General features: G+C 34.5%; 22 protein-coding genes and 1 pseudogene. 13 read left to right on the forward strand and 10 right to left on the reverse strand.

The features are described from left to right. Positions 1-23: 23 nt before the first annotated feature. From ABWU32_RS01050 to ABWU32_RS01080, 7 genes are all read right to left on the reverse strand, one after another. Entirely contained in the window at positions 24-1,061 is a 1,038-nt protein-coding gene (locus ABWU32_RS01050; protein ID WP_341823921.1) for a S49 family peptidase, read from the reverse strand. Then, positions 1,058-2,485, reverse strand: a complete 1,428-nt coding sequence (locus tag ABWU32_RS01055) for a phage portal protein (RefSeq protein ID WP_264376317.1) — start codon at positions 2,483-2,485, stop codon at positions 1,058-1,060. Before ABWU32_RS01055 ends, ABWU32_RS01050 begins: the two co-directional genes overlap by 4 nt. Beyond that, positions 2,486-2,710: a gpW family head-tail joining protein gene (locus tag ABWU32_RS01060; protein ID WP_174516715.1), complete on the reverse strand. Its 225-nt coding sequence runs from the start codon at positions 2,708-2,710 to the stop codon at positions 2,486-2,488. Continuing rightward, on the reverse strand, positions 2,700-4,538 hold the full coding sequence (locus ABWU32_RS01065) for a phage terminase large subunit family protein (RefSeq protein WP_341823922.1): 1,839 nt from the start codon (positions 4,536-4,538) through the stop codon (positions 2,700-2,702). The genes ABWU32_RS01060 and ABWU32_RS01065 overlap by 11 nt, the downstream gene beginning before the upstream one ends. Further along, on the reverse strand, positions 4,535-6,031 hold the full coding sequence (locus ABWU32_RS01070; RefSeq protein WP_341823923.1) for an ankyrin repeat domain-containing protein: 1,497 nt from the start codon (positions 6,029-6,031) through the stop codon (positions 4,535-4,537). Before ABWU32_RS01070 ends, ABWU32_RS01065 begins: the two co-directional genes overlap by 4 nt. 18 nt (positions 6,032-6,049) lie before the next feature. Then, positions 6,050-6,520: a hypothetical protein gene (locus ABWU32_RS01075; protein WP_341823924.1), complete on the reverse strand. Its 471-nt coding sequence runs from the start codon at positions 6,518-6,520 to the stop codon at positions 6,050-6,052. Between the two features lie 135 nt (positions 6,521-6,655). Further along, positions 6,656-7,126 (reverse strand): Holliday junction resolvase, encoded by a 471-nt coding sequence (locus ABWU32_RS01080; protein ID WP_341823925.1) that lies wholly within the window; start codon positions 7,124-7,126, stop codon positions 6,656-6,658. 860 nt (positions 7,127-7,986) lie between these two features. Here ABWU32_RS01080 and ABWU32_RS01085 point away from each other — a divergent pair. From ABWU32_RS01085 to ABWU32_RS01105, 5 genes are read left to right on the forward strand one after another with little or no spacing between them, the layout of a single operon-like run. Beyond that, positions 7,987-8,478 carry a sigma-70 family RNA polymerase sigma factor gene (locus tag ABWU32_RS01085; RefSeq protein ID WP_341823926.1) on the forward strand — a complete coding sequence of 164 codons (492 nt, stop codon included), beginning with the start codon at positions 7,987-7,989 and terminating at the stop codon, positions 8,476-8,478. Between the two features lie 49 nt (positions 8,479-8,527). Next, positions 8,528-9,325: an ATP-binding protein gene (locus ABWU32_RS01090; RefSeq protein ID WP_341823927.1), complete on the forward strand. Its 798-nt coding sequence runs from the start codon at positions 8,528-8,530 to the stop codon at positions 9,323-9,325. A 23-nt stretch (positions 9,326-9,348) separates the two neighbouring features. Next, positions 9,349-9,828 (forward strand): hypothetical protein, encoded by a 480-nt coding sequence (locus ABWU32_RS01095; RefSeq protein WP_264705213.1) that lies wholly within the window; start codon positions 9,349-9,351, stop codon positions 9,826-9,828. Further along, the gene (locus tag ABWU32_RS01100) at positions 9,825-11,051 is read left to right on the forward strand and encodes an AAA family ATPase (RefSeq protein WP_341823928.1); all 1,227 of its coding nucleotides are present in this window, start codon (positions 9,825-9,827) and stop codon (positions 11,049-11,051) included. The genes ABWU32_RS01095 and ABWU32_RS01100 overlap by 4 nt, the downstream gene beginning before the upstream one ends. 23 nt (positions 11,052-11,074) lie before the next feature. Continuing rightward, positions 11,075-13,096: an AAA family ATPase gene (locus tag ABWU32_RS01105; RefSeq protein WP_264704928.1), complete on the forward strand. Its 2,022-nt coding sequence runs from the start codon at positions 11,075-11,077 to the stop codon at positions 13,094-13,096. Positions 13,097-13,108: 12 nt separating this feature from the next. On the opposite strand, the gene ABWU32_RS01110 is transcribed toward ABWU32_RS01105, so the two are convergent. Then, on the reverse strand, positions 13,109-14,218 hold the full coding sequence (locus ABWU32_RS01110; protein WP_264704926.1) for a hypothetical protein: 1,110 nt from the start codon (positions 14,216-14,218) through the stop codon (positions 13,109-13,111). Then, entirely contained in the window at positions 14,184-15,380 is a 1,197-nt protein-coding gene (locus ABWU32_RS01115; protein ID WP_341823929.1) for a hypothetical protein, read from the reverse strand. Before ABWU32_RS01115 ends, ABWU32_RS01110 begins: the two co-directional genes overlap by 35 nt. 311 nt (positions 15,381-15,691) lie before the next feature. Between ABWU32_RS01115 and ABWU32_RS01120 the strand changes: the two genes are divergently transcribed. The 4 genes from ABWU32_RS01120 (at position 15,692) to ABWU32_RS01135 (ending at position 18,891) form a co-directional block, all read left to right on the forward strand. Then, the gene (locus ABWU32_RS01120; RefSeq protein WP_353278703.1) at positions 15,692-17,422 is read left to right on the forward strand and encodes a recombinase family protein; all 1,731 of its coding nucleotides are present in this window, start codon (positions 15,692-15,694) and stop codon (positions 17,420-17,422) included. Further along, complete coding sequence (locus ABWU32_RS01125) at positions 17,415-18,074, forward strand: RadC family protein (RefSeq protein ID WP_143689033.1); 660 nt, start codon at positions 17,415-17,417, stop codon at positions 18,072-18,074. The genes ABWU32_RS01120 and ABWU32_RS01125 overlap by 8 nt, the downstream gene beginning before the upstream one ends. A 102-nt stretch (positions 18,075-18,176) precedes the next feature. Beyond that, a complete protein-coding gene (locus ABWU32_RS01130; protein WP_191110957.1) occupies positions 18,177-18,506 on the forward strand; it encodes a helix-turn-helix domain-containing protein in 330 nt (109 codons plus the stop codon). 22 nt (positions 18,507-18,528) lie between these two features. Continuing rightward, positions 18,529-18,891 carry a helix-turn-helix domain-containing protein gene (locus ABWU32_RS01135; RefSeq protein ID WP_191110956.1) on the forward strand — a complete coding sequence of 121 codons (363 nt, stop codon included), beginning with the start codon at positions 18,529-18,531 and terminating at the stop codon, positions 18,889-18,891. Between the two features lie 150 nt (positions 18,892-19,041). On the opposite strand, the gene ABWU32_RS01140 is transcribed toward ABWU32_RS01135, so the two are convergent. Further along, a complete protein-coding gene (locus ABWU32_RS01140) occupies positions 19,042-20,124 on the reverse strand; it encodes a hypothetical protein (RefSeq protein ID WP_012673224.1) in 1,083 nt (360 codons plus the stop codon). Between the two features lie 198 nt (positions 20,125-20,322). Here ABWU32_RS01140 and ABWU32_RS01145 point away from each other — a divergent pair, with 198 nt between their 5' ends. The 4 genes and pseudogenes from ABWU32_RS01145 (at position 20,323) to ABWU32_RS01160 (ending at position 23,501) form a co-directional block, all read left to right on the forward strand. Beyond that, positions 20,323-21,246 (forward strand): hypothetical protein, encoded by a 924-nt coding sequence (locus tag ABWU32_RS01145; protein WP_012673225.1) that lies wholly within the window; start codon positions 20,323-20,325, stop codon positions 21,244-21,246. Positions 21,247-21,297: 51 nt separating this feature from the next. Further along, positions 21,298-21,627: a helix-turn-helix domain-containing protein gene (locus tag ABWU32_RS01150; RefSeq protein WP_007549995.1), complete on the forward strand. Its 330-nt coding sequence runs from the start codon at positions 21,298-21,300 to the stop codon at positions 21,625-21,627. A 22-nt stretch (positions 21,628-21,649) separates the two neighbouring features. Continuing rightward, a complete protein-coding gene (locus tag ABWU32_RS01155; protein ID WP_007549999.1) occupies positions 21,650-22,024 on the forward strand; it encodes a helix-turn-helix domain-containing protein in 375 nt (124 codons plus the stop codon). A 377-nt stretch (positions 22,025-22,401) separates the two neighbouring features. After that, positions 22,402-23,501, forward strand: a pseudogene (locus tag ABWU32_RS01160) (IS3 family transposase). The last annotated feature ends 200 nt before the right edge of the window (positions 23,502-23,701 follow it).

Genomic DNA, 23,701 nt, shown 5'->3' on the forward strand with positions numbered 1-23,701 from the left:
TATACGGCGGTTATAAAAATACTTTAACTCCTACGACTTTTCGCTACCTGCATCATCAATTCTTCTCCTGAATTCTGTTGTACTGCACTCAGTATCTCTGTCTTCTTCGTTCTTTCTGCAAGTAATTCCATTAAAACCTCCCTTGCTTGCTCAACACTTACGCTTTGCTCAATAAATTCTCCTATCTTTTCTGGCATCTTCGATATATTACATAATCGTATTAATTCAAGAACTTCAGTACGATACTTGGTTAAATTATCAGTTTCTAGGTCATTTATAGTTTGTTCATTCATAGTAATACTCCTGTTTTTATTAATAGATGAAAGAATTGTCATTCCATCTGCAAGACCCATCTCTATTGCTTTCTCGCCAAAATATAGTTCTGCTTCAGTATTTTTTATTGCCTCTACAGAGAGGCTTCTATTCCGCGCTATTAGCTCAACCAGCATTCCATATAAACGATTCACTTCGCTTTTTAGATTTTCTAAACTCTCAGAAGTTATTGGCTCATGTGGATTTAAATCATTTTTTCTACTTCCAGCAAATACTGTAGTATATTTTATCCCCTGTTTTTCATCAAACCCACTTTGATCTATATGACTTGCGATTACCCCTATACTCCCAACTCCTGAAGTGCGGGTGAGAAAAATCTTTTCAGCACTAGAAGCAATTGCATACGCAGCAGAATACGCATCGTCATTTGCTATTGCAATAATTCTCTTTTTTGCTCTTGATTCATAAATAAAATCAGCAAGGTCAAACACTCCATTTACTTCTCCTCCTGGGCTATCTATATCAAGTAGAATCGTCTCTATGCTTTTATCTTCTAAAGCGCTCTCTATCTCTTCATGAATTTTTTCATATGATGTCATACCCAGTAAACCATCAAAAGTTTCTGACTTTTTTGTCAAGATTCCATGTATCGGTATTATTCCTCTTTCACTATTTCTTACTGCATGTTTTATATTTTTAAAGATAGGCTGCTTTCCTGCTTGTAGTGACAGTAATTCAAAACTCCTTGGTTCTACCATTACACATCTGTTTAGCCATTGTTGTTTCATAGTACCTCTTGATTGGCCGTAACGTCAGAATCAAAACTTAAGCCCAGTTCACTTGCACGTCTTTGATCTTCTGCTATTTCTTGGTCAATTTCTTCTACATCGTAACCCATTTCTGATACTACTTCCGATCGACTCTTAAATCCATTTCTTACTGCCATTTGCTGTGCTTGCTGATCTTTTAGCGGATCGACCCAATCAAATCCCTGTGGTATCCATTTTACTTCTTTTTTTGCTCCTTCTTTTCCCTTTGTCCATTCTTCACCTATGTCTAGCTCTCCAGAAAGTAGTGCTAACTCTAACCACCTATCCCATACAGGACGGCAAAACTGAAATACCATAATGTTATGCTGTAACATCGTGCACCTCCTGCGAAACTCTATCAATCCTGCTCGAATGGATGAATAATTAACGCCTGTTAAATCTCCTGTTAGCTGTTCATATGTTATCCCTGTACCAATCGCTATTGCTCTGAGTTGCTGTCTTATAAACGCTTCATAACTTCCTCCAACATCTGACGGTTCTGAAAATTTTATGTCTTCTCCTGGGTCTAAAAGCTGCATTGTTCCTGGCTCTAAACCTGATAGTGCCACTCCTTGCTCATTACTTTCACTTTCTCCCATGATATTTGCTTCTGGATCGAGTCTCGTAATAAATCCAGCAAACATTGCTGCAGTTTTCTTTCTCACCAGCTCTGCATCATCATATTGATCAAGCTCATAAAGCTTCAGCAGTATATTAGAAAGCCAAGGCTCCCCTCTGATTTGCCCAGGTCTTAATGGTCTATAAATATGTAAAACATCATTTGCTGGCACTCTCACTGATTCTCCAAACATACTTTCACCAGGGTGTTCTTTAAATAGGTAGTATGCTTCTCTTTGCCCAAGCCTGTTAAACTCAATCCCGTTTCTTATTACATTACCATTTGCTAAAGTTTGATTTGTTTTATTATCTAAGTGTTCAGACTCAAGTACTTGCAGTTGTAATGGTACAGAAAATCTATCTTCCAGCTTTCTCGTTCTTAAACGTACAAAACATTCTCCTCCCTCTATCATACTTCTGCATACTAGAGCTTGTAATCCATAAAAATCACTTACCCCGCTACTGTCTGCTTCATCTGTCCATCTTAGCCATAATTCTTGCACTTTCTTTCTAAATTCTGCATTCTTTGCTTTTGATTGCGGTTTTATTCCTGTTCCAATAGAGTTACTTACTATTGTATCAATGATATTTGCTGCATATGGATTTTTTCTTACCATATCCCGAGAGCGGCTACGTAAGTGCCCAAGGCTTTGAGAAAGTAAATTATTTATGCTTCCTAACTCTGGTTGAAAGTGAAAAAATCTTCTTCCTGAGCCTGCTGCATCCCATGCAGAGCTTTTTATCTTTGGTTTGTTAAATAATTGCTTGAAGGTTTTGAGCAGCATTTATAAAATTCCTTTACTCGTTGAAAAAACAATTTTCCTCTTTGGCCTCATGCCTGCAACTTTTAACCCCGCTTTTATTCGTTGCCTGAGCTCCAATAAATCCTTTATTTGAACTTCCCCGTACCGCACAACATGGTCACCATATGCAATTGAGACAACTCTTTCTCCGCTTTGCAGTTTTTGAATTGCTTTCTCAACTTGAGTTAAATATTTTTCACTGTACATTTTGATTACCAAGCCACTTACTCTGTCTTACTTTTTTAGGCTTTTTACTTTCTGGTTTTTCACTTAAACTATTCCATTTACTCTCTGGCCAACGATCGATTCCAAGCGCAATAGATGCAGCTCTTGCATAAATCCTACAGTCTAATACTTCATTTCTTTCTCTTACCTTTTGCCACTCTTGTTTGGTGTATCCTTTTACCACTTTGCTGACTAATTGCTCTGCTGTTAGCTGCTTAAAATATTCAGGTGCATACTCGGGAAAATGACAATATCCAGGTAGAGCTTTTCCTTCTTCTCCTTTTGAAATATTAAGTAATTGAAAAAGCTCTGACTTTAATATTGATACTCCTACTGGCCAGAGCTTTATTCCTCTCTTTAGCTTTTGACCACCAACTGTTATATCTACTCTACTTGGGCTGCTAAGTGGCACTAGTGCTTTATTTACACCTTTCACCGCCATTACTCTTCCAGAGCCTTGATGACTTCTCACCCAGTTGTAAACTTCCTGCGTTGCATACCCTGCATCAACCGCCATCATGCTTATCATGTATTCAAGCCCATTTTCACCGATAAAATGATGATTGAGGAGCTCCGAAAGCTTTCCCCATACTTCTCCACTTCCTGTATCTCCTTCAAATACTCGGTAGTCTATTGACCAACTTTCACGGCTTTTTCCCCATGCTACAACTTCTACTTCTAACCGATCTTTTTGAACATCTACTCCTGCTGTCAAAACCACTTCACCTTTTGGTACTGTGCCTACGGGAAAAAATTCTCTTCTGTTGAATAATTGCTTCCAGTCTGGTACTTCTCCTTTATCTACCCAAGTTTCTCCTAAAGTGGTATTTATCCAAACTTTCAGTAATTGTTCACTTTCCTTTGCATGGAGAAAGTCCTCTACTGCTTGTTGCCAACTATACCAGCCAACTGGACTATAAAGACTTGAAAGGTGAAATCCTTTTTTCTCCCCTTTTACTCTATTAGTAGGCCTCCATTCTCCACGCTCAAGCATCTCTGTCTTTTGATGATTTTCTATTTTGCCGCTACATTCAGCGCAGACATAATGTGTTGTTCTTGAATCGTTATTTTCCCATTTTATTTGTGACCACTTTAGAACTTGATAGTAATTACAATGTGGACATGGTACAAAAAAATATCTCTTATCTGTTGCTTCAAATTCCTTCTCAATTCTGCTTATTCCATGAATCGTTGGCGTTGATACTAAAAAAATCTTTCGCCGTGCAAATGTATTAGTTCGAGCAATACTAAGCAGTACTGGATCTCCTTCTCCTCCTGAATCTCCTGGATACGCATCAATCTCATCAAGAAAGAGATACTTTACTGGCATAGATCTCAGTCCTACACTGCTGTTTGCTCCAGTTATTACTACTATTCCACCTGGAAATTCCTTACTTTGTACAGTATTCCCTGAATCTCTTGACCTTGGGTCTTTTACTTTACTTTTTAAACATGGCGTACTCTCTATTAACGGTGCAAATCTTCCCTTTGACCAACGTTTTCCCATTTCAACTGTTGGCTGCACAACTAACATTGGACCAGGAGTCTGATCTATAATATAGCCTATCCAATTGTTACCTGCTTCTGTTCCTCCAATCTGCGCTCCTTTCATGAATACTACTTTTTCAGCAGGTGAAGATGGAGATAATGAATCCATGATCTCTTTTAAATAAGGAGTTCTTTCCGTTCTCCATTTTCCTGGCTCTGATGCTGCAGTTGGAGCTAAAACTCGATACTCATTCGCCCACTCTGATACTTTAAGCTCTGGATCTGGTCTTAAACCTTCAGAAAAAGCTCTAGCGTATATCATTGTCTGCATCTACTCATAATTGGTTCTATCTCAATATCGTTAACAGTAGAGTTTATTCCTCCACACTCCTCCAATTCCATAAACATCTTTTTCTGAAATTCGTTTTCTATATATCTTTTGCTCATCTCACTTATCATTATTGCTATAACAAGCGCAAATACCCCTGTTATTGTTGTAAAAATGATTACACTGCTTATTGTTGTTATTAACCCTATATACACTGCTACTGCTATTGCGCTGACTGTAATACAGATGCAGATAATATTATTATGTTTTTTCATCCTTTTATCTGCTATTTCTCTCTGTGCTATATATTTATTATGAAGGGTTGGAAAATTAACAACGGTATCTCTGCAGAGCAATGCCCTATTTTTTTCAGTAAATAAAACTTTAAGTAACTCTAAATTGTTTGATTTAATTGCTAAATGTAAAACAGGTGTATAATTTGCTCCTTTTTTCAGCAATAACTTTACTACATGTAAATGCCTTTTTTCCGCAGCAAGGTAAATCGATGATAAACCTTTATTATTTACAATATCAATATCGATTTCTTCCTTTAAAATTGCATCTACAAGCTCAATTTCTCCCGTTTGTACAGCTAAATGGAGTAGACTATTCTTTTCATAACCATACTTATTGTTCATCAAAGCCTTCTTTATTTCAGGTCTATTTTTAGCGTAATCAAATGGTGTTTTACCGCTATCGTCTTTTACCAGAGGGTCTATATCTTCTCGCGTTAGTAAGACCTCTATTGTTTTAAGTCTTTCAGCGTAATGTAGTGGTGTTTTATTTTCGTAGTCTTGTAGATTCACTTGAGCATTAGGCTCCTTTATTAAGCATTTGAGGATATCAAGACATAAGTCTCTTTCATCGTAATTAGTATTATTTACAGCTATATGAATAGGTGACAATTTCATTGAATTTTGTCCCATGCGCGCGCTATTTACATCTGCTCCAAGCTTTAGCAGTAACTTTACTATCTCCAACTTTTTATTATTAACTGCATAGTGCATTGGTGTCTGATTTCGTACATCAAAGACATCTATTTCAGCGTTTCCTTCTCTTATCAAAATCTTTACAACTTCTGCATGTCCTATGCCTGCTGCTAGATGTAATGGCGTATGATGCAGAGCATTTCGTACATTAACGTCAACACCTTTTCCTATCAAATATCTAACTGCATTAACTTCACCTATCATTGCAGCTAAATGAAGTAAGTTATCTTGTTCTGATCCGTATTTGTTATTAATTAGCGCTTGTAATATTTCTGCTTTTTTACCTTCTTTGGCATAATCTAAGGAGGTTTTGCCTTCATTGTCCTCAACAAAAGGATTGATATTCTTTTTTGTGAGTAGCAGATCTACCATGCTTAATTCGTCAAATTCTATAGCGCAATGTAGTGGTGTCTTTCCATTTAATCCTCTGACATTAACATCTAATCCAGGTTGATTAATGAGACACTTTATTAACTCCAAACTTAAGTTATCAGCCATTTTATATTCAAAATCTTTTTATATTTGAAATTTAGTATTAGATAATTCTTGTAATGAGTTTGTAATCTCTTCGGTTAGCGCCATATGAATCTTTTCAGTGTCACTCAGTGATGCAAGTAGTGCTGAAACCCTATTTGGAATATTAAGCAAATTATTACGAACAACTCTTGCTACATTAAATGCTTCAGTTTTTACTTCTTCAATTGACACAAATTTGCCTACTTCAGCTTTCACTTTAGCTTCCAAAAGTTTACCACGCTCGGTTTCATTTTTTATTCGCGTTTTTAGCAATATCGTTGAAAGTGTTTCTCCGCGCTCTTTTCTCCTCAGTGGTTGACTTGGATCTCTTATTGCTGCTACCGCTTCATTTGCTTGTTCTCGGTCAATAAGTCCATCTTCCAGCTCAACTATTCCTTTTTTTACTAAAGAACAGACATATTGCCTCGAAAACCCTTTTTCCCTTGCCCATTCTGCTTGCGTAATTCTCACCTTTTTTTTCTCCTTATTTTAGCACTGCTCAGCTATAATTTCGTAAGTAGTTAACATTTGAAATATGTCTAACGCTAAAGAAGGCCCGAGGTCAAGACCACCAAACCTGCCAGCATGGCCGGAAGGACCCACTTTCTATGGTGTTTTTAATATATTAAAATCTTTACTAAAATTCATAACATAGAACATTAAAGCTAAAGAATCTGCTTCATTATCATCCATTGGACAAAAACCCTTTTCCTGCACTGCTTCAATTACATCAGCTTTACTTGCATTACCCTTGCCAGTTATAAAACGTTTAATAGTCTTAACCGAAACACCTTGATAGGAAATATTGCTTTCCTCACACCAAGCAGAAAGGTGTGCTAAAAACCCTCCATAGATATGTGCAGCATCAGTTCCTAGATGTCTTCTCACTTCTTCAAAGTACACAACTTCAATACCTGGAAATTTATACTTAAGTGCATTAAGCCAATTACGAAAGTTTAAAAACTGCACTCCACCACCACTAAACCTGCTAACATGAAAACTCTTACTTCCACTTTGCACTATTCCATCATTTAAAATAGTCCAGCCAGTTTGTTTGCCAAGATCTAGGGTGAGCATTTCCTTTCAGTTGTTGTGTACATATATATACAAGATTCGAAAAAATTATGTCCAAAAAATCTTTAATTTTCGAAATTTAACAACTAACATGAAAACTCTTTTACAGCCAGTTTGTTTGCCAAATCTTTCAATTGCCGAGTACATATATATACAAGATTTGGAAAATTTTCGTCCAAAAAATCTTCAATTTTTGAAAAATTTTTCTCGAATTTGAAAACCTTCTAAACATGATTTTTCTACTTCTAGAGGTTTTTTTATTATTCTACTTTTATATGTTTTTATATATGTGTATATTTTTATATATGTATTATATATATATATTATATATAAGGGTTTCAGGAAGCTAGAATCCTCCATATTGGCGGACTTCAGATATGCCGTTCCTAGGAACGGTTTTAGGAACGTATGGTGAAACCCCGCCATACAGGCTAGTTCTAGATTCCTGATTCCTAATTCCTGATTTAGGAAGCCAGTAATCAGGAACGGAACTTAAGGTTATAGAGAGCATACTTTTCAACTATTTTCCTCTTAAAAATTTAAGCTATTCTTTTAATAGCGAAATCCACATTTTTAGCTCTTTAGGTGATATTGAATTTCAAAATATGAAATTCTTATATATTTTTAATATAACTTTAGGAAGCCTGAGCTACCCATTCTTAAAAATATTGAAATCCATTCAAAATAGTTTCTAAAAACCTGAACTGTATTATTTTAAATTGCACCGGTATTATTCTCAAAAAAAAATAACAGAATATCAATAGATTAAAAATCGCATCAGTATTATTTATTTTTGCTCCTGTCCTACATAAGGGCATTAATAACTCTCATCCTTAAAGCATTAATTTGTTTTAGGGAAAACCATGAAATTAAAAAATATAGCTATAATTGTTAAAAACGTAAAATACCAAGCCTATAGACTAAAACTTGCCAAGTGCTTTATTGATGAGAATAACGAAGACCTTGAGCAAGAACTCTTCTGTGAAATTTGGCCATATCTTGATCAGTATGATGAAGACAAAAGTAGCTTTAATACCTTTGTAGCAAGATTAACTGAAAATAAAGCTATTAACCTGTTAAAGAAACAGCAATGTGCAAAACGTAATATCAATAACTATCTTAGCATTGATGTAACAGAGCTATTTGAGGGTGAAATAACAAAACGCATTGATGTAGACTATATGATCTCGGTTTTACCAAAGGAATGGCAAAATATATGTGAGCAACTTAAATTTTTTAACTTACATGAAGTTGCCAAAATGAACAACGTTTCAAGAACCACTTTAAACAATATTATCAAGAAGATACGTGCCAAACTTTTTCCTATTTACTACGCAGGCAAAAAGAAAAATTGAACAAAATTTTTGCCTTTCTTGTATATATACATTGCAGCATGGATAAATAATGATTCTTAAAATTTTGAATAATAATGAAAGATTGCAAACAATATCAAGTGTAAAGATGGTCATCTTTGGTCCTTATGGTATTGGTAAAACAAGTCTACTAAAGACTATAGATGAACCAACACTTTGCCTTGATTTTGAAGCAGGGCTTCTTGCTGTTCAAGACTGGCAAGGAGATTCAATTAGCCTTCGCACTTGGAGTGAAGCTAGAGATATTGCTTGTCTTATAGGCGGTTCTAATCCTGCATTAAAATCTGATCAGGCATACAGCCAAAGACACTATGAACATGTATCTAGTAAGTACAAAGATTTTTCCTCTGAGTTTTCTAAATACCGATGCATTTTTATAGATAGCATAACCGTTGCTTCACGTTTATGTCTTTTATGGACAAAAATGCAACCTGAAGCTTTTTCTGAGAGATCAGGAAAACAGGATATGAGAGCTGCCTATGGATTACTTGCTCAAGAAATGATGGCTTGGCTCAATCAATTTCAACATATCAGAGACAAAGACATCATCATAGTTGGTACTTTAGGTCAGTATTTAGACGATTTTAATCGTCCAAACTGGCTACCTCAATGCGAAGGGGCTAAAACTGCTAGTGAAATTCCTGGGATAGTTGACGAAGTAATCAGTATGGTTGGAATCAAGAAAGATGATGGAACGGAGAAACGCTCTTTTGTTTGCCACACTTTAAACCCTTGGGGATACCCAGCTAAAGACCGCAGTGGACGCCTGAGTATGGTTGAAGAACCGCATTTAGGCAAGCTGCTTACAAAGATTAAAAGCAAGTTTTAAAATTTAAACATGGAGAGTGATATATGTTACAAAACCTATTAACTGATTTTAACACTGTAAAACCGCAAAGTAGATTGATACCAAAAGGTACAATAGTAAAGGTAAAAATGACAATCAAGCCTGGAGGTTATGAGCATTGGTTTACTAAAAGCCCCACTACCGGTAGCATTTATTTAAATACAGAATTTACCGTTATTGAAGGTCTATATGAAAAGCACAAGATTTACCAAATAATTGGTATTAAAAGTAATAAAGCAGAAGATACTTGGGGAGAAATGGGTCGCTCTATGCTTCGCAGTATCTTGGAATCGGCACGTGACATTCATCCACATGATAACTCAGAAAATGCAATCCTTGCTCGTAAGCTAAATTCAATTGCAGAATTAAATGGGTTGGAGTTTACAGTAAAGGTAGGTGTTATAACTGATGAATATGGAGAGAAAAACAAAATTGCTTCGGTAGAATACCGCAAAAATTATGAAATTGACAGAGTACCATTTTGAAGTACGACGAGGAAAAGCTTTGGTCTGCTGTCGTTACTAGAGGTATTCAGGACGCAGTAGGAAAAAACCCAAAGCTAAGAGAAGAAGCAATTAATTGGCTGAATTCAAAGTCTTTTGAAACTGTTTGTGAGCTAGCTAATCTCAACTTTACACGTATGAAAAATATGTATGGGAATTTTATGTCTAAAAAGCAAAAAGAGTTAAAGATGTTATTGATTGATAATATCAAGGAGTGTGTTTCTTACCTACTTCCAAATGGTGAGTTTTACCGAGATAAAACTTATATTGGAGACTTAAATGGAAATACAATTACAGTTAAAATATTAGGTAAGGAAGCTGGTGATTGGCGTAATTTTACTGAAGGAACTGGTGGTGATATTATTGATCTTTGGATTTTAATTAAGGGTGATATATATTCTGCTAGAAAGTGGCTCAATAAAAAATCAAAGAGTGGAGAAAAAAAAGGGGGGAAAAGAGAAGAAAAAATATTTTCTGTAAAGCAGTACTTAAGTGATCAATCACCAATACCAGAAGACATAATAGCTCCACGAATTCTCACTCCAGGTGGTCTTTTAGTCATTGGTGGTACGCCAAAGGTTGGCAAAAGTTATTTTCTTCTCTCTTTGCTTGCACATCTTGCAGCAGGAGTGTCGTTTCTTAAGATGAAATCAGCAAGGCCACTAAAAATAATCTATCTGCAAAATGAGATGGAGTACAATTACATCAGGGAACGAATACAACAAATCATAACCAATCAAAGGCTGCCAAATCTAGCAGAAGAAAACTTGATTGTTACTACAAAGATGAGATTAACTTTAAACGATGAAGGTATAGAGAGAATAAAAGAGATCATAGGAGAAAAATTTAAAACAATAGACCTTATCGTCTTGGATTCTCTTGACTATGAAAATATGTTTTCTGGCCTGCAAAGCAGAATAGAAAAACTACGTTCTGTAATTAATCCTACGGCTGGAATCATTATTACACGTCATACCAGAAAAGTATCCACAGCTACACTAGCAAAAAGTCCTTTTCAAGCTTTAATTGGTGCTAATGCTTTAAGAAGTTTTTACACGTCTGGTATGGTAATGTTTCAACCAAGTAAACGCGCAAATGTCTTGCAGGTAGTATATGAGCTAAGAAACGGTAAATCAATACCAGCAAAATTCATTAGCAGGGTAAATGGGCGTTGGCAGAATTCTAAAATTATAGCTACGGCTTAACTTGTCCGCAAAAAACGGATACTATGGTAGAGCTAAAGACTCAGCTTTTGCAAAATATCAGATCTTGTCTTTTTCATCTATTACCAAGAGGGACATTTCGTGGTGATAAGTTTTATGTAGGTGATGTACAGGGTAACAAAGGCAAAAGTACTGTAATAGAATTAACAGGCGAAAGAGCCGGATTATGGAAAGATTTTGCAACAGGAGAAGGTGGTGACATTATTGACCTTTGGGCAACAGTACACGGGAAGAATGCGAAAACAGAATTTCCTGAAGTAATGCTTTCAATAAGTGAATGGCTCGGCATCAAAGAAAAAAATAATACTAGAGATTTAGAACAATACCTGACTTGTAGCTGGAACTACTACGACGAGAGCAATCAAGTAATCGTAATAGTCTACCGTTATGATCCTCCTCTAGAGAAAAAACAGTTTAAACCATTTGATGTTAAAAAACAAAGATTCAAAGAGCCGGAGATAAGACCACTCTACAACATTCCAGGTATTTTAAAGTCCGATAAAGTTATTCTGGTTGAAGGAGAAAAATGCGCAGAAGCACTTATAGAGAAAGGAATAACTGCAACAACAGCAATGTTTGGAGCAAATGCGCCTATTGATAAAACAGATTGGACTCCGCTTAAGGGCAAGCATATTATTATTTGGCCAGACAACGATGAAGCAGGTAATAAATATACCAAAAACGCTGAAAAGAGACTTTTAGAACTTGGTGTTGCATCACTTGCTACGCTTAAGATTCCATCGGATAAACCAAGGAGTTGGGATGCTGCTGATTGTGTGTTAGAGGGAATAAATATTGAAGAATTTATTGAAAAAAACTCAAGAAAAATAATTATTAAACCACCACTTGATATTTTCAGCTGGAGTGTAGAGCGTTTTGTAGGTCCAGTACCAAAGCAAAGATTCTTAGTTGAAGGATTATTTCCTTTGGGTGTCACATCTATTTTAGCTGCAATGGGTGATACTGGTAAAGGTATGCTTCTTCTTGACCTAGCCCTCAAGGTTGCAGCTAGCATAGATCAGGTATGCGGATTTGGCCAACTTGTTACTGAACACGGATCTGTTGTGGTATTTTCTGCAGAAGATGATACAAATGAAATACATCGTCGCTTAGAACGACTTGATCCAAAATGCGAGAGATTGAAATATAAAGATAGGCTATTTATTGTACCATTACCAAACATCGGAGGATCTCTTACCATACTTAAGAACGTTCGCGGTAAAGTTGTAGAAATATCTCCAGAATTTGAGTCGGTAATGAAGCAGCTGAGCAGAATAAAGGATTTAAAGCTCATTATATTTGATCCCCTTGCTTCTTTCATTCATGCAGATTTAAATGCTGACCCAGCAGTAGGGGATTATCTCATGTGTTTATTATCTGATTTAGCATGTAGCACTGGAGCTTCAATAATTACTGCACATCATATGAGAAAGCTGAAGGGAGAAAAGCCTATATCAACAGTAGAGCAAGCACGAGATGCTATTCGAGGTACTTCTGCTCTCGTAAATGGAGTCAGGTGTTCTTTTGCTTTTTGGCCTGTTGAGGATATGACTAAACCGATGATTTTTAGGTCAATTGGAAAAATCCCAAGACAAAATGCCTTATTTTATGGAGCTGTTGTTAAGGCAAATGGCCTAGCTGATCGTACCATACGTACTTACCTAAGAAATGAAGAAACAGGGCTATTGGAAGACATTACTGAACAATTAAAAGCTCAAAATATTAGCGATAAAGATCTTAAAATATATCTTATTGATTCAATTGCGCGAGCTGCTAGTTCAGGACATCCATTTACTCATACAGGAAGTGCAGGAATACATAAACAACGACATAGACTGCCTGAGATTTTTCATAGTATGGGAAGGGATAGATTAGAGCGTATAGTACAAGAGCTTTTACAGGTAAAGCAAATAGTTAAAGGAATGGCTAATGGCTCAAAAGAGGATAAATGGCTTGATGTAAAAACAGGACCATTTGCACGTGGGGTGGGAAAATTTATTCATGGAGCTGAAAAAAACTATTTTTGATAACAAAAAACTCTATTTTTTTATAGTCAAAGTAAAAGGGTTAATTCGATAACCATGTGATAATCTTTGCCAACCAAGTGTTTGTATTACATCATCACGTTCAATACTTAATCCTAATTTCTCAGCAAGTGTAGATTTGATTGTTCTTTGCATTTTATTTAATGGTTTTCTGATTTGTTGTTCTAAATCTGCTTCTAAATTAAGTCCCAAGAGTTTTTCTAACTGATTAATATTGAGAAGTGTATGTTTTTCAGGTGGTAATTCTTTCTCACAGTCATGTAAAAATTGCCTAAATAATATTCGAAAAATATTAAGACATGATGCAGCTTTTTTATTTATAACTTCAATACTATTAACATATACCATACCTTTAACTACCTGTAACTCCAAAAGCTTTGTTGGTATAATTGGTTCAACACGTTTAAGCGAAATATATGAAGCTGGTAAAACTTGCAAAGAAGTATTTTCTACTACCTTTGCTACTCCTCTTTTAGCTGCCTCTCGGAATATCTCAGTTACAGTCTTAAGCTGACAAAACAGTTTCACCATTGGCACTACATATAGATTCAGTAATAGATTTGGTATATCTTTTTTTAGAGTGATGAGAACTGTAGGGTGGACTCTAAGTTTATCTATAGTTAAAAATATCGCATCAGTACAAAAATCAAGGATTATTAGATTTACAATACGACCTTGATTACAAATATAATAAACTCCTTTTTCCACTTTTTCCCACATAAGTTTTGAATCATTCAACTTTGTTTCAAACCAGTCTATGACCTTTTCTGTATTTAAGTATATGGATAAGAGATGAAATCTCTGTTTTTGATAAGTATTAGGCAGAATATGACGAGAACAGTTTTCACAAATAGCGTCATCACATGCTTCATCAAAGTCTGAATCGATAAAAATCTCATTGCTACAACTTGAATCAATTACATTTGGCCAATCAAGATGATCTTCTTCACGAGAGCAAACAATATAATACCTTTCTTGCATTTTTATCAATCCAAGATCGAATAAGTATCTTGCTGCTTTAATATGATTTTGGCTTGGATTAATCCAGGAACCATTTGAACTTAAAAGATCAGCAATTTGCTCGTGAAAGAATTTTAAGACCATAAGATTGTTCCATATGTTTCTTCAGGTCCTCTCTTTCTTTTTTATTGAGTGGATGCTCTGAATAATAAACTTCCCCACTTATTTTGAAAGAAAATGTTACCTTTTTGTTTTGGAACATTACTTTAGCTGATTGAATAGATTGTAGTATGTTGCCAATAGCTGGCTTTAAAATATGTAACTCTGGTGCAATAGGATCATGCGGTTTTACACTTAAAGTAAGATATGTATTACTATTTTTAAAATAATCTGACTTAAAATTTAACTCAAATATACAAATGTCAGAGTCAGAACCATCTATACATGCTTGAAGAAATTTGTGCACTTGTAGTGGAAAGTTCTTATCTTGTATATTTACAAAAGTACATTCGCAGTCAAAATACCCACTTACAATGCTATTTGCTATTTCCACAGCTTTATTAGTATTTTTAGCACAGAGATTAACCTGAGTGCCATCAAGAGAGAAATCTAAAATCATCCACTCAGGTTTATGACCATGAACAACTTTGTTTGAATTAAGCAGTAAATCCATGTCACTTCCTCGACGTACAAACATATATATTCGATCTTGATGATGGAAAAAACCCTGCAACTGATCATCATCCTTAAGTATCTGCTCTACAGCTTCTTGTGACATAAACTCTTTAAATGAAGTGTTTATTTGTCTTGGTGATTTCTGTAGAGCAAATGATATGAAACCTTTCTTTTGTACTTTATCAAAATGATAGACAGATTTTAGAAATTCACAATTTATGTGAAATAGTAAAAACAACAAGGATCTTTTATCATACTTGGTATTATTTTTTATCAGATACGATCTCATTAACTTCTCAGTCAGAGCAAATCTTGCTACTTCACTGACTGTAGCCTCAAGTTTTGTACGATCAAAGTAGCTAATGAGATAATAGTTAAAAAGAGAGTCAGAGTAATTGGTAAGTATCTTACGTTTTTGCTGAGTGGATCTATCATCATAATCTCCGTCTTGAAAAAGTTGTCCATTTAAATGATTTTTAAAGCAATGCTGAAAAATAATGCTCAGTTGTTTACCAGAAAGGGAATCTAACCAAGACTGACGTATATTAGAATCCTGAAAACGATCTAATAAAAGGTTAACCGGAACTTCTAAGTCGCTCTCCCAGAATTTATGACTTGGATAAATCTCCATAACATATTAAATAAGCCATGTTATACATAATATGATGATTTAGGCAAAGATTTTTTGGACATAATTTCTTCAAATCTTGTATATTTATTAGGGAGAATTTGTGTGAACTAGATAGCTTTCTTAAATAAGGTGTGCATTGGTTTAGTTTAATAGAAGTCTCCTAACCTATAAAAAAATTCACAGGAAGAAAAACATGCAAAAAGGGGAATTAACTATTAATTGCCGTTATGAACCTCACAGGTTGGCGGGTACATATTTGGCAAATGCTTATGAACAATTATTGAAATGTAAAACAAAGGAGGTAGAAGAAAATGACAACGGTAAGCTTGTATGCAAGAGTTTCATCAAGACAACAGGCACAGGAGAATACAATAGAGAGTCAGATTGTAGAATTGGAGCGTCGCATTAGTAGTGATGGACATGAATTGTTAGATGAGCATAGGTTCATCGATAATGGTTACAGTGGATCAAATTTAGAACGTCCTGGCTTAGAGAGTTTACGTGATAGAGTAGCAGAAGGTAAGATTGATAAGATATACATTCATTCACCTGATCGGCTATCACGTAAATTTTCATATCAAATGATCTTACTCGAAGAGTTTAAAAAGGCTGGATCTGAAATAGTATTTTTGAATCATAAGTTTGATGATAATCCTGATTCCCATTTATTTCTACAGATTCAGGGAGCAATAGCAGAGTATGAACGTGCAAAGATTATGGAACGAAACCGTAGAGGTAAACTTCATGCGGCCAAAGCTGGGTGTATAAGTGTGATGGGTAGGGCGCCTTACGGTTATCGCTACATAGCAAAACATGTAGGTGAAGGAAGTGCTCAATTTGAGGTTGATGAAGAAGAGGCAAATATAGTGCGTAAAATATTTAGTCGGGTTGGCCAAGAAAGAGCAAGTATAGGAGAAGTTGTACATGAACTGAATAAGATACCGGTAATAACACGAACAGGAAAAAGGTATTGGAAAAGGAGCACTATTTGGAACATGTTAAGAAATCCTGCTTATATAGGAAAAGCAGCTTATGGTAAAACTAGGACATGCTCAAAACCACAAGTAAAAAAGTCAAAAAAAGGAACTTGTGGTAAACTTAAAAGTGGTCGCTTTAACAGTGATAAAGAGAACTGGACTTATATTCCAGTACCAAAAATAATCAATGAGCCTTTATTTGATTCAGTACAGGCACAACTAACTGAAAATAGGCAAAGAGCAAGAGTACGACAAAGAAGAGAAACATATTTATTGCAAGGTTTAATGGTATGTCAACGTTGTCAATATACTTATTGCGGTACAAACCACGTTCATAAAAAGTCGACATATTATTACTATCGTTGCTCTGGTACAAACTCTAGCAAATTCAATGGCAATAAAATCTGCGATAATAAATCAATACGCACTGATGTATTAGATGGAGTTATATGGGAAGAAGTCAAGAGTATCCTGAAAGAGCCAGATAGGATTGCAAATGAATATCAACGTAGATTGTCAGAGAACAAAAAGCCTTTACATAATCAAACACGTGAAAAGCAAGAAAGTAAGCTAAGATTAAGTATCAAAAAATTTATTGATAGCTATGCCAAAGGGTTTATAAGCCAAGAAGAATTTGAACCAAGAATCACAACAATGAAACAACATTTGAAAGAAATTGAAGAAGAGAAAGAAAGAACACTCGATCAAAAGAAGTTACAACAAGAATTGAGCCTTGTTACAGATAGCTTGAAAAACTTTTCCTCAAGTGTTGAATCAAAACTTGATCTGGTAGATTGGCAGACTAAACAAAATATTATTAGAATGTTAATTCATCAAATTGAAATCAACCACAACCACTTATACATAGTATTTCGCATAAAAAGTCTTGCAAATTTTGATCAAAATAGGCATAATAGAATTATGCAATGTTGTACTAGCAGTCAAAGCAACAAGGACAACATTGCAAATTTAGAGTTCAAAAGGGTAATTCCTCGAGAACTACTGCGTCAGAAAGCTGGCGCTGAATTTGTATATAATGTTGATCTTGGAGGTTTTTATGAATAATAGTGAGAGAAAAGAGAAATTAGAAACTCGTATTCTATCAAGTAGAGGTAGGTCTTTACTTGACCATGAGCTACTGGAACGTAATCTATCCGCGTGTACAGAAGGAAGAGAAGTCGCCAAAAGGCTAATGGAGCTTTTTAGTAGTTTAGGAAGGGTAATTAATGCTGATTTTCATGAGCTAAAAAATGTTACAGGAATGAACGATGGAGCAATAGCAAGTATCTTTTGTCTGAAAGAGATTTTCGATAGGATATTGAAAGGTAAGTTAAAAAAGCTGTCGATTCTTGATAATAGAGAAGAGCTACTAAAATACTTTAAAGCAGCAATAGGGCAGTCAAGAAAGGAAAGCTTACGAGTGGTATACTTAGATCGAAGTGGTCATTTAATATATGAGTATATTCAAGACTGTGGAACTATAGACAGAGTACCTCTGTATGTCAGGGAAATAATAAAACAGGGATTACTGATTGATGCAGCATCTGTTGCAATTTCACATAATCATCCAAGTGGAGATATAGAACCATCAAAAGAGGATGAGGATAACACACTTACATTAGCTGCAACCTGCGAAAATGTAGGAATGAAATTGATAGACCATATAATCGTAACACAGAAGAGCCACTTTAGTTTTTATGATAGTGGTTTATTGTAATCTGTAGACCGGAAGGAAAGTTCTCCAACTTTCCTTCTTTTTTTCACTTCATAAATTAAAAAATTCAATATAAGCTTGAACAGCTAGAATTAGTAGTGAAAGGTGGAATTAGGTAAAAAAATAAAGGAACTTAGGTTATACTGTGGTTTAACGCAAACTGAGTTAGGAAATAGAATAGGCGTTTCGTATAGGCAGATACAAAGGTACGAAAATGGTTCAAATTACATTTTAGCCAGTAGACTATATGACTTAGCAAAAGCTCTATCGGTTAATGTCGCTGATTTTTTTACTGATGTGCATACCGGCTTACATGAAACTTACGATGAAGAAATACTAAAACTAGTCAAAGGATATAACGAAATTAAGAGCAAAAGGTTACGTAGTGTAGTTTATATATTGGTAAAATCTTTTTCTCAAAGTGATAATACATAGGTAATATTGTCTGATACGTAAAATGACCATACAACATCCTATCGATAAGCAAATAGGTGAAAGAATAAGGAAAAGAAGGCTAATGTGTGGTTTTAGCCAAAGAGACTTAGGAAAAAAGCTTGAAATTTCATTTCAGCACATACAAGGATATGAAACTGGAGAAGTTAGACTTATAGTTGATAGGTTATATAAATTAGCAGAAGCTTTGTCCGTTGATATGTCATATTTTTTTACCAAAGCCTCTGAGGACTTGCATGATAAGGCCTTTCACAGCGATGTAGGCAGCGAAGAAATATCAAGATTAGTAAGAGAATATAGAAAAATTAAAGATGAAACATTGCGTGATATTGTGCATTCAGTGATAAAGGCTCTTGCTAACAAATAGTACAAATTTTAAAGTTTAGGTATTTTTTATAATATAAAACACTTCTACAAGCAATACTAATTAAGGTAAATTTTTTATGGTAATCTTAATTAAATTTCAAAAACTACTTTACTTTGCAATAATTATGGCTATGTAAAACATAGCCACCAATCAAGAACGTCCTACAGATGTCGTTTTGGTATCTTTTAATTTGCTCACCCAAGAAAAGGTCTCACTACTTTTAGAATTTTGGTCGCCCCACCTTCCACATCTAGTAAAGCTGCCTTTTTCCACTACTTCTTTAACAGACATTCCACCAAATAAACAACCCTTTCCTACGATTTCTCCTATTTCTTGCAACTCGTTCCACATTTCTTCATCTTCTACTTCAACTTGTACTTGATGATAGTCTTCTGTGTCATGATATACCATTAAATTTAGCTCTCCTAGGCTAGTGCAAAGTGTTACTGTAAAAGCGCTGTTATCGGATATATCTACGTAATTTCTTTTACCGTCTTTCCCAGTTTTGACCTCAACTTCACCATCACCTATTTTTATGATACTACCGCCAAGGTTTAAGTCTCCTTTACTTAAGCCCAAATTTTTTGCACCTTCTACAACTTTGGCAACATCAACTATGCAGCTATGTGAAAATTCAATATAGAAGGTCTTATTATCGATTTCTACATCTTCAACAGTTCCTTCTATAGTAGCGTCTTCTCCAACTTCCCTAAGTTTCTTGAGCCTACTATATATTTGTGGCTCAATTTCTTTTTGCACTTTTTGATACATTTCAGCTATTTTCTTATCAACTTGTACATTAAAATCTGCTCCATGTAAGGCTAACTTTCTGATTATATCTTCTTGTTTATTTTCTTTGAATTCATCACGATACATCTTAAACATTGTAACGTTAGTGAAGCTAAAGCCATCTTCGTTGCGAGCGTTTACTCTTATTCCTAAATCCAAAGCTTCATCGACGATTTTACTTAATTTGTCTAGATTTTCAGCTGCAATAGCTTTTTCCAAGAATTCATTTAATTTCACATTTTCATATTCACTTAGCCTTATCTTGCATAAAGCTGATCGAAATGGATTGAGCTCCTCAGGATATGTTAAGACAGGTAATTTACTAATCTTTTTATTCGCTGTTGGAGCAGCTTTTATAAAATTAGGTAATAACCCTTCTTTTGCTATTCGCTCTACCGCTTTTAACATTTTACTAGACAATTTTTTACCATTTATTTTTTTCATTGTAACCCTCACTTAATCTTATTAACATTCAATCATATCGTGATAAATATTATTTAATTGTTAATATTATACGACTTATTGATTTACTGTATATTATAATAACAAGTTTTGCGGGCATCTACACTAGAAAAACACATCCTATAAAAATTATTTCAGTTTCAACAAAAATGGGGTATCGTAATCGTAAAATTGAAAAAAATGGATATCCTATCTTACTCTACTGAAAAGCTGAAAAAGCATTGTCAGCTACTTGATGATGAAGAAAAAATAGTTCTATATGAGCAGCTGCTAGACAAGGCTAAAGATATACTTGAAAACTCAAGAGATGATATTGCAAAGTTGAAAGAGGTAAGCAAAGCAGTTGTAGCAATAGAGGAAACTACCGATAAGCAGTTACTAGAAAAGTTTAATGATGATCACCCGCTAAGAGAAGTGGACATTTTAATCTACTCTCCTCAAGGAAATACTGAATATCTATTCAGCATAGATAACTCATCAGAGCTTTATGATTTAAAAGAAGATAAAGAAAAAGCTCTTTATAATGCAGTAAAGTTAAATGATGTTGAGCTTGTAAAAAAGCTGCTAATGATCCTTTCACCTACAGAAGTAAGTAATTTTGACACGAAATACTTGGAAGAATTGAAAATATTGCTGTCAGGAATTCACAAAGAATTGCAATTATCACAAGATATGAAAAATTATCTTGAGAAGACGATAAAGTTCTATAGTTTTTTATGTAGTAATTTTAACTTACTAGTTACAAATCCTACTGACGTAAAAGCCATAATTGATCTATTTGCTGCTCAACCAAATATTGATTACCAAATAGATAAGCTTCTACTTTCTTTTATTGTAAGAGATGTTGAGGAAAAAAAGCTAAACTCTGAAATTAGTCATATGATAGAACTTCTTGAGCAACACGAAAGATTTGCTGAGCTCGAATACAAGGTTAGAAGATTAAGATCAGAGTTTGCAAGTGGCAAAAGCAGATACTCGGCTGAAGTAATACGAAATAGCATTGCAGAACGAGAAAAAGAGATGAGGGAAATTGAGAAAAAATACGTAAGGCCAAACGATTTAATTAGCGAGAGGCAGAAATTATTAAAGCAATTACTTTGCTAGCTTTTTTTCCACTTCATAAAATTTGTTGTAAATTTGAATAAGAGGTGAAAAGTGCAATTAGGTAAAAAAATAAAACAACTTAGGTTAGATCGTGCTTTGACACAGACCGAATTGGGAAAGAGAATAGGTGTTTCGTATAGACAGATACAAAAGTACGAAAATGGTTCAAATTGTGTTTTGGCCAGTAGATTATATGATTTAGCAAAAGCACTATCGATAGATGTTGCTAACTTTTTTACTGATATGCACACTGACTCACATGAAGCTTATGATGAAGAAATACTAAAGTTAGTCAAAGGATATAACGAAATTAAGAGCAAAAGGTTACGTAGTGCAGTTTATATATTGGTAAAATCTTTTTCTCAAAGTGATAATACATAGTTAATATTACCTGATACGTAAAATGACTATACAACATCCTATCGATAAACAAATAGGTGAAAGAATAAGGAAAAGAAGGCTAATGTGTGGTTTTAGTCAAAGAGACTTAGGAAAAAAGCTTGAAATTTCATTTCAGCATGTACAAGGATATGAAAGCGGAGAGATTAGGCTTGTAGTTGATAGGTTATATAAATTAGCAGAAGTACTATCGGTTGATATGTCGTATTTTTTTACCAAAGCCTCTGAAGACTTACATGATAAGGCCTTCCATAGCGATGTAGGCAGCGAAGAAATATCAAGGCTAGTGAGGGAATATAGAAAAATTGAGGATGAAACTCTGCGTGACATTGTTCATTTAGTGATTAAGGCTCTTGCTAATACAGGCTTTAAAGCATAAATTCTCTCCTTGAGTCGTTGAAGAAAACTTAAACTTTCATTTTCTTCATCATTTTGCTTTTCTTTCACTTTGATGCGTGTAGTTATACCCTACACAAAGTATAATGTTTTAAAAATAAAAACCTGCACCATAAAATATTGAGATTTAGAATATTAACTTATAAAGTCTTTTCGGCAGTTTTAGCGAGGGTTTATTAGCAAGGATGTTGGAGGTTAGCAATGACTATATCTGAAGGTGTAATACAGCGTATAAGGCATAATAATAAGAACGCGATAGGGGGATGATTTTTTGGTCAAGGTGGCTGTGCTATAATGCACCCCATAAACTAGACCAAAAAAAAATGGTTGATCCGAGTAGGAAAGTAAAGGGGTAAAAGTATGGCAACAAAAAAATATGAACCAGAGTTAAAAGCAAAGATAGCTTTGGAAGCAATAAAAAATCAAAGAAGCACAGCTGAGATATGTAGTGAATATAAAATACCATCAACAAATCTATATGATTGGCGTGATAGAGTATTGGCAAGGTTAAAAGACCTATTTGTTGAAGAAAGTGAAAGTGCGAGAAAACAAAGAATCTTAGCGCAAGAAATAGAAAGTTTACATAAAGTAATAGGAGAATTGACAGTGGAAAATAGTTATTTGAAAAAAAAATTACTGAAATAAGCAAAAAAGATAGAGTAAGATTTATAGAAAAAGATTCTGATCTGTCAATTAGGAAACAGGCTGATTTACTGGGGATTTGCAGATCTAGCCTATATTATAGGCCTATAATTAATAACGAAAGTGAAATTTGATTCAAGAAGTATATTTGGCTTCTGATTGCCGTTATGGATATCGTAAAATTACTGCTGAGATCATAGCGAGTGGAGTAGTAGTCAATCACAAAAAAATCTTAAGAATTATGAAAAAAATGAAGATTAGTGGGCTGTATTGTAGAAAAAGATGTAATACAAGTATTAAAGAAAAAAAGCATAAAATATATCCTTATTTACTCAAAGATTTGATTATTTGTAGAGTTAATCAGGTATGGGCTACTATATATTATGGTAGAAGGTAAGTTTATCTATTTTGTGGCAATAATGGACTTGTATAGTCGCTATATTATTGCTCATTCATTATCACCATATCTCGATGCTGGATTTTGCCTTTATACTCTCAAAGAAGCTCTAAAACAAGGTAAACCTGAGATTTTTAATAGTGATCAGGGGGTGCAGTTTACTAGCTACAACTTTATTATGGAATTAGAGCGTGCTAATATTAAAATCAGTATGGACCATAAAGGACGTTGCTTCGACAATATATTTGTTGAGCGCTTATGGAGAACTTTAAAGCAAGAAGCTATATATTATTATAGACCAAATAGTATCAGAGATTTAAATCTTATAATAAATGATTTTGTTTCTTGGTATAACTATAGAAGGCGACATCAGACTCTACATTATAAAGTTCCTGCTGATCTTTATTATCATAAACAGTAAATGAATATATTGATAAATACTTTAAATGTGTGTCGACGTATTTATCAACATATTCATTTTAAAAATCGGATCACTTTGAAAAAAATGGTCTAGACAAATGGGTGCATTATAATGTATAACAATGTTACAAAAAATAATATCATAGAATTCAGTAGGATAATTCCTAGAAAACCCCTACATACTAAAAAAAGCAAAATGCT

It is taken from the genome of Wolbachia endosymbiont (group A) of Udea olivalis, from assembly GCF_964028365.1.
Taxonomy (GTDB): domain Bacteria; phylum Pseudomonadota; class Alphaproteobacteria; order Rickettsiales; family Anaplasmataceae; genus Wolbachia; species Wolbachia pipientis.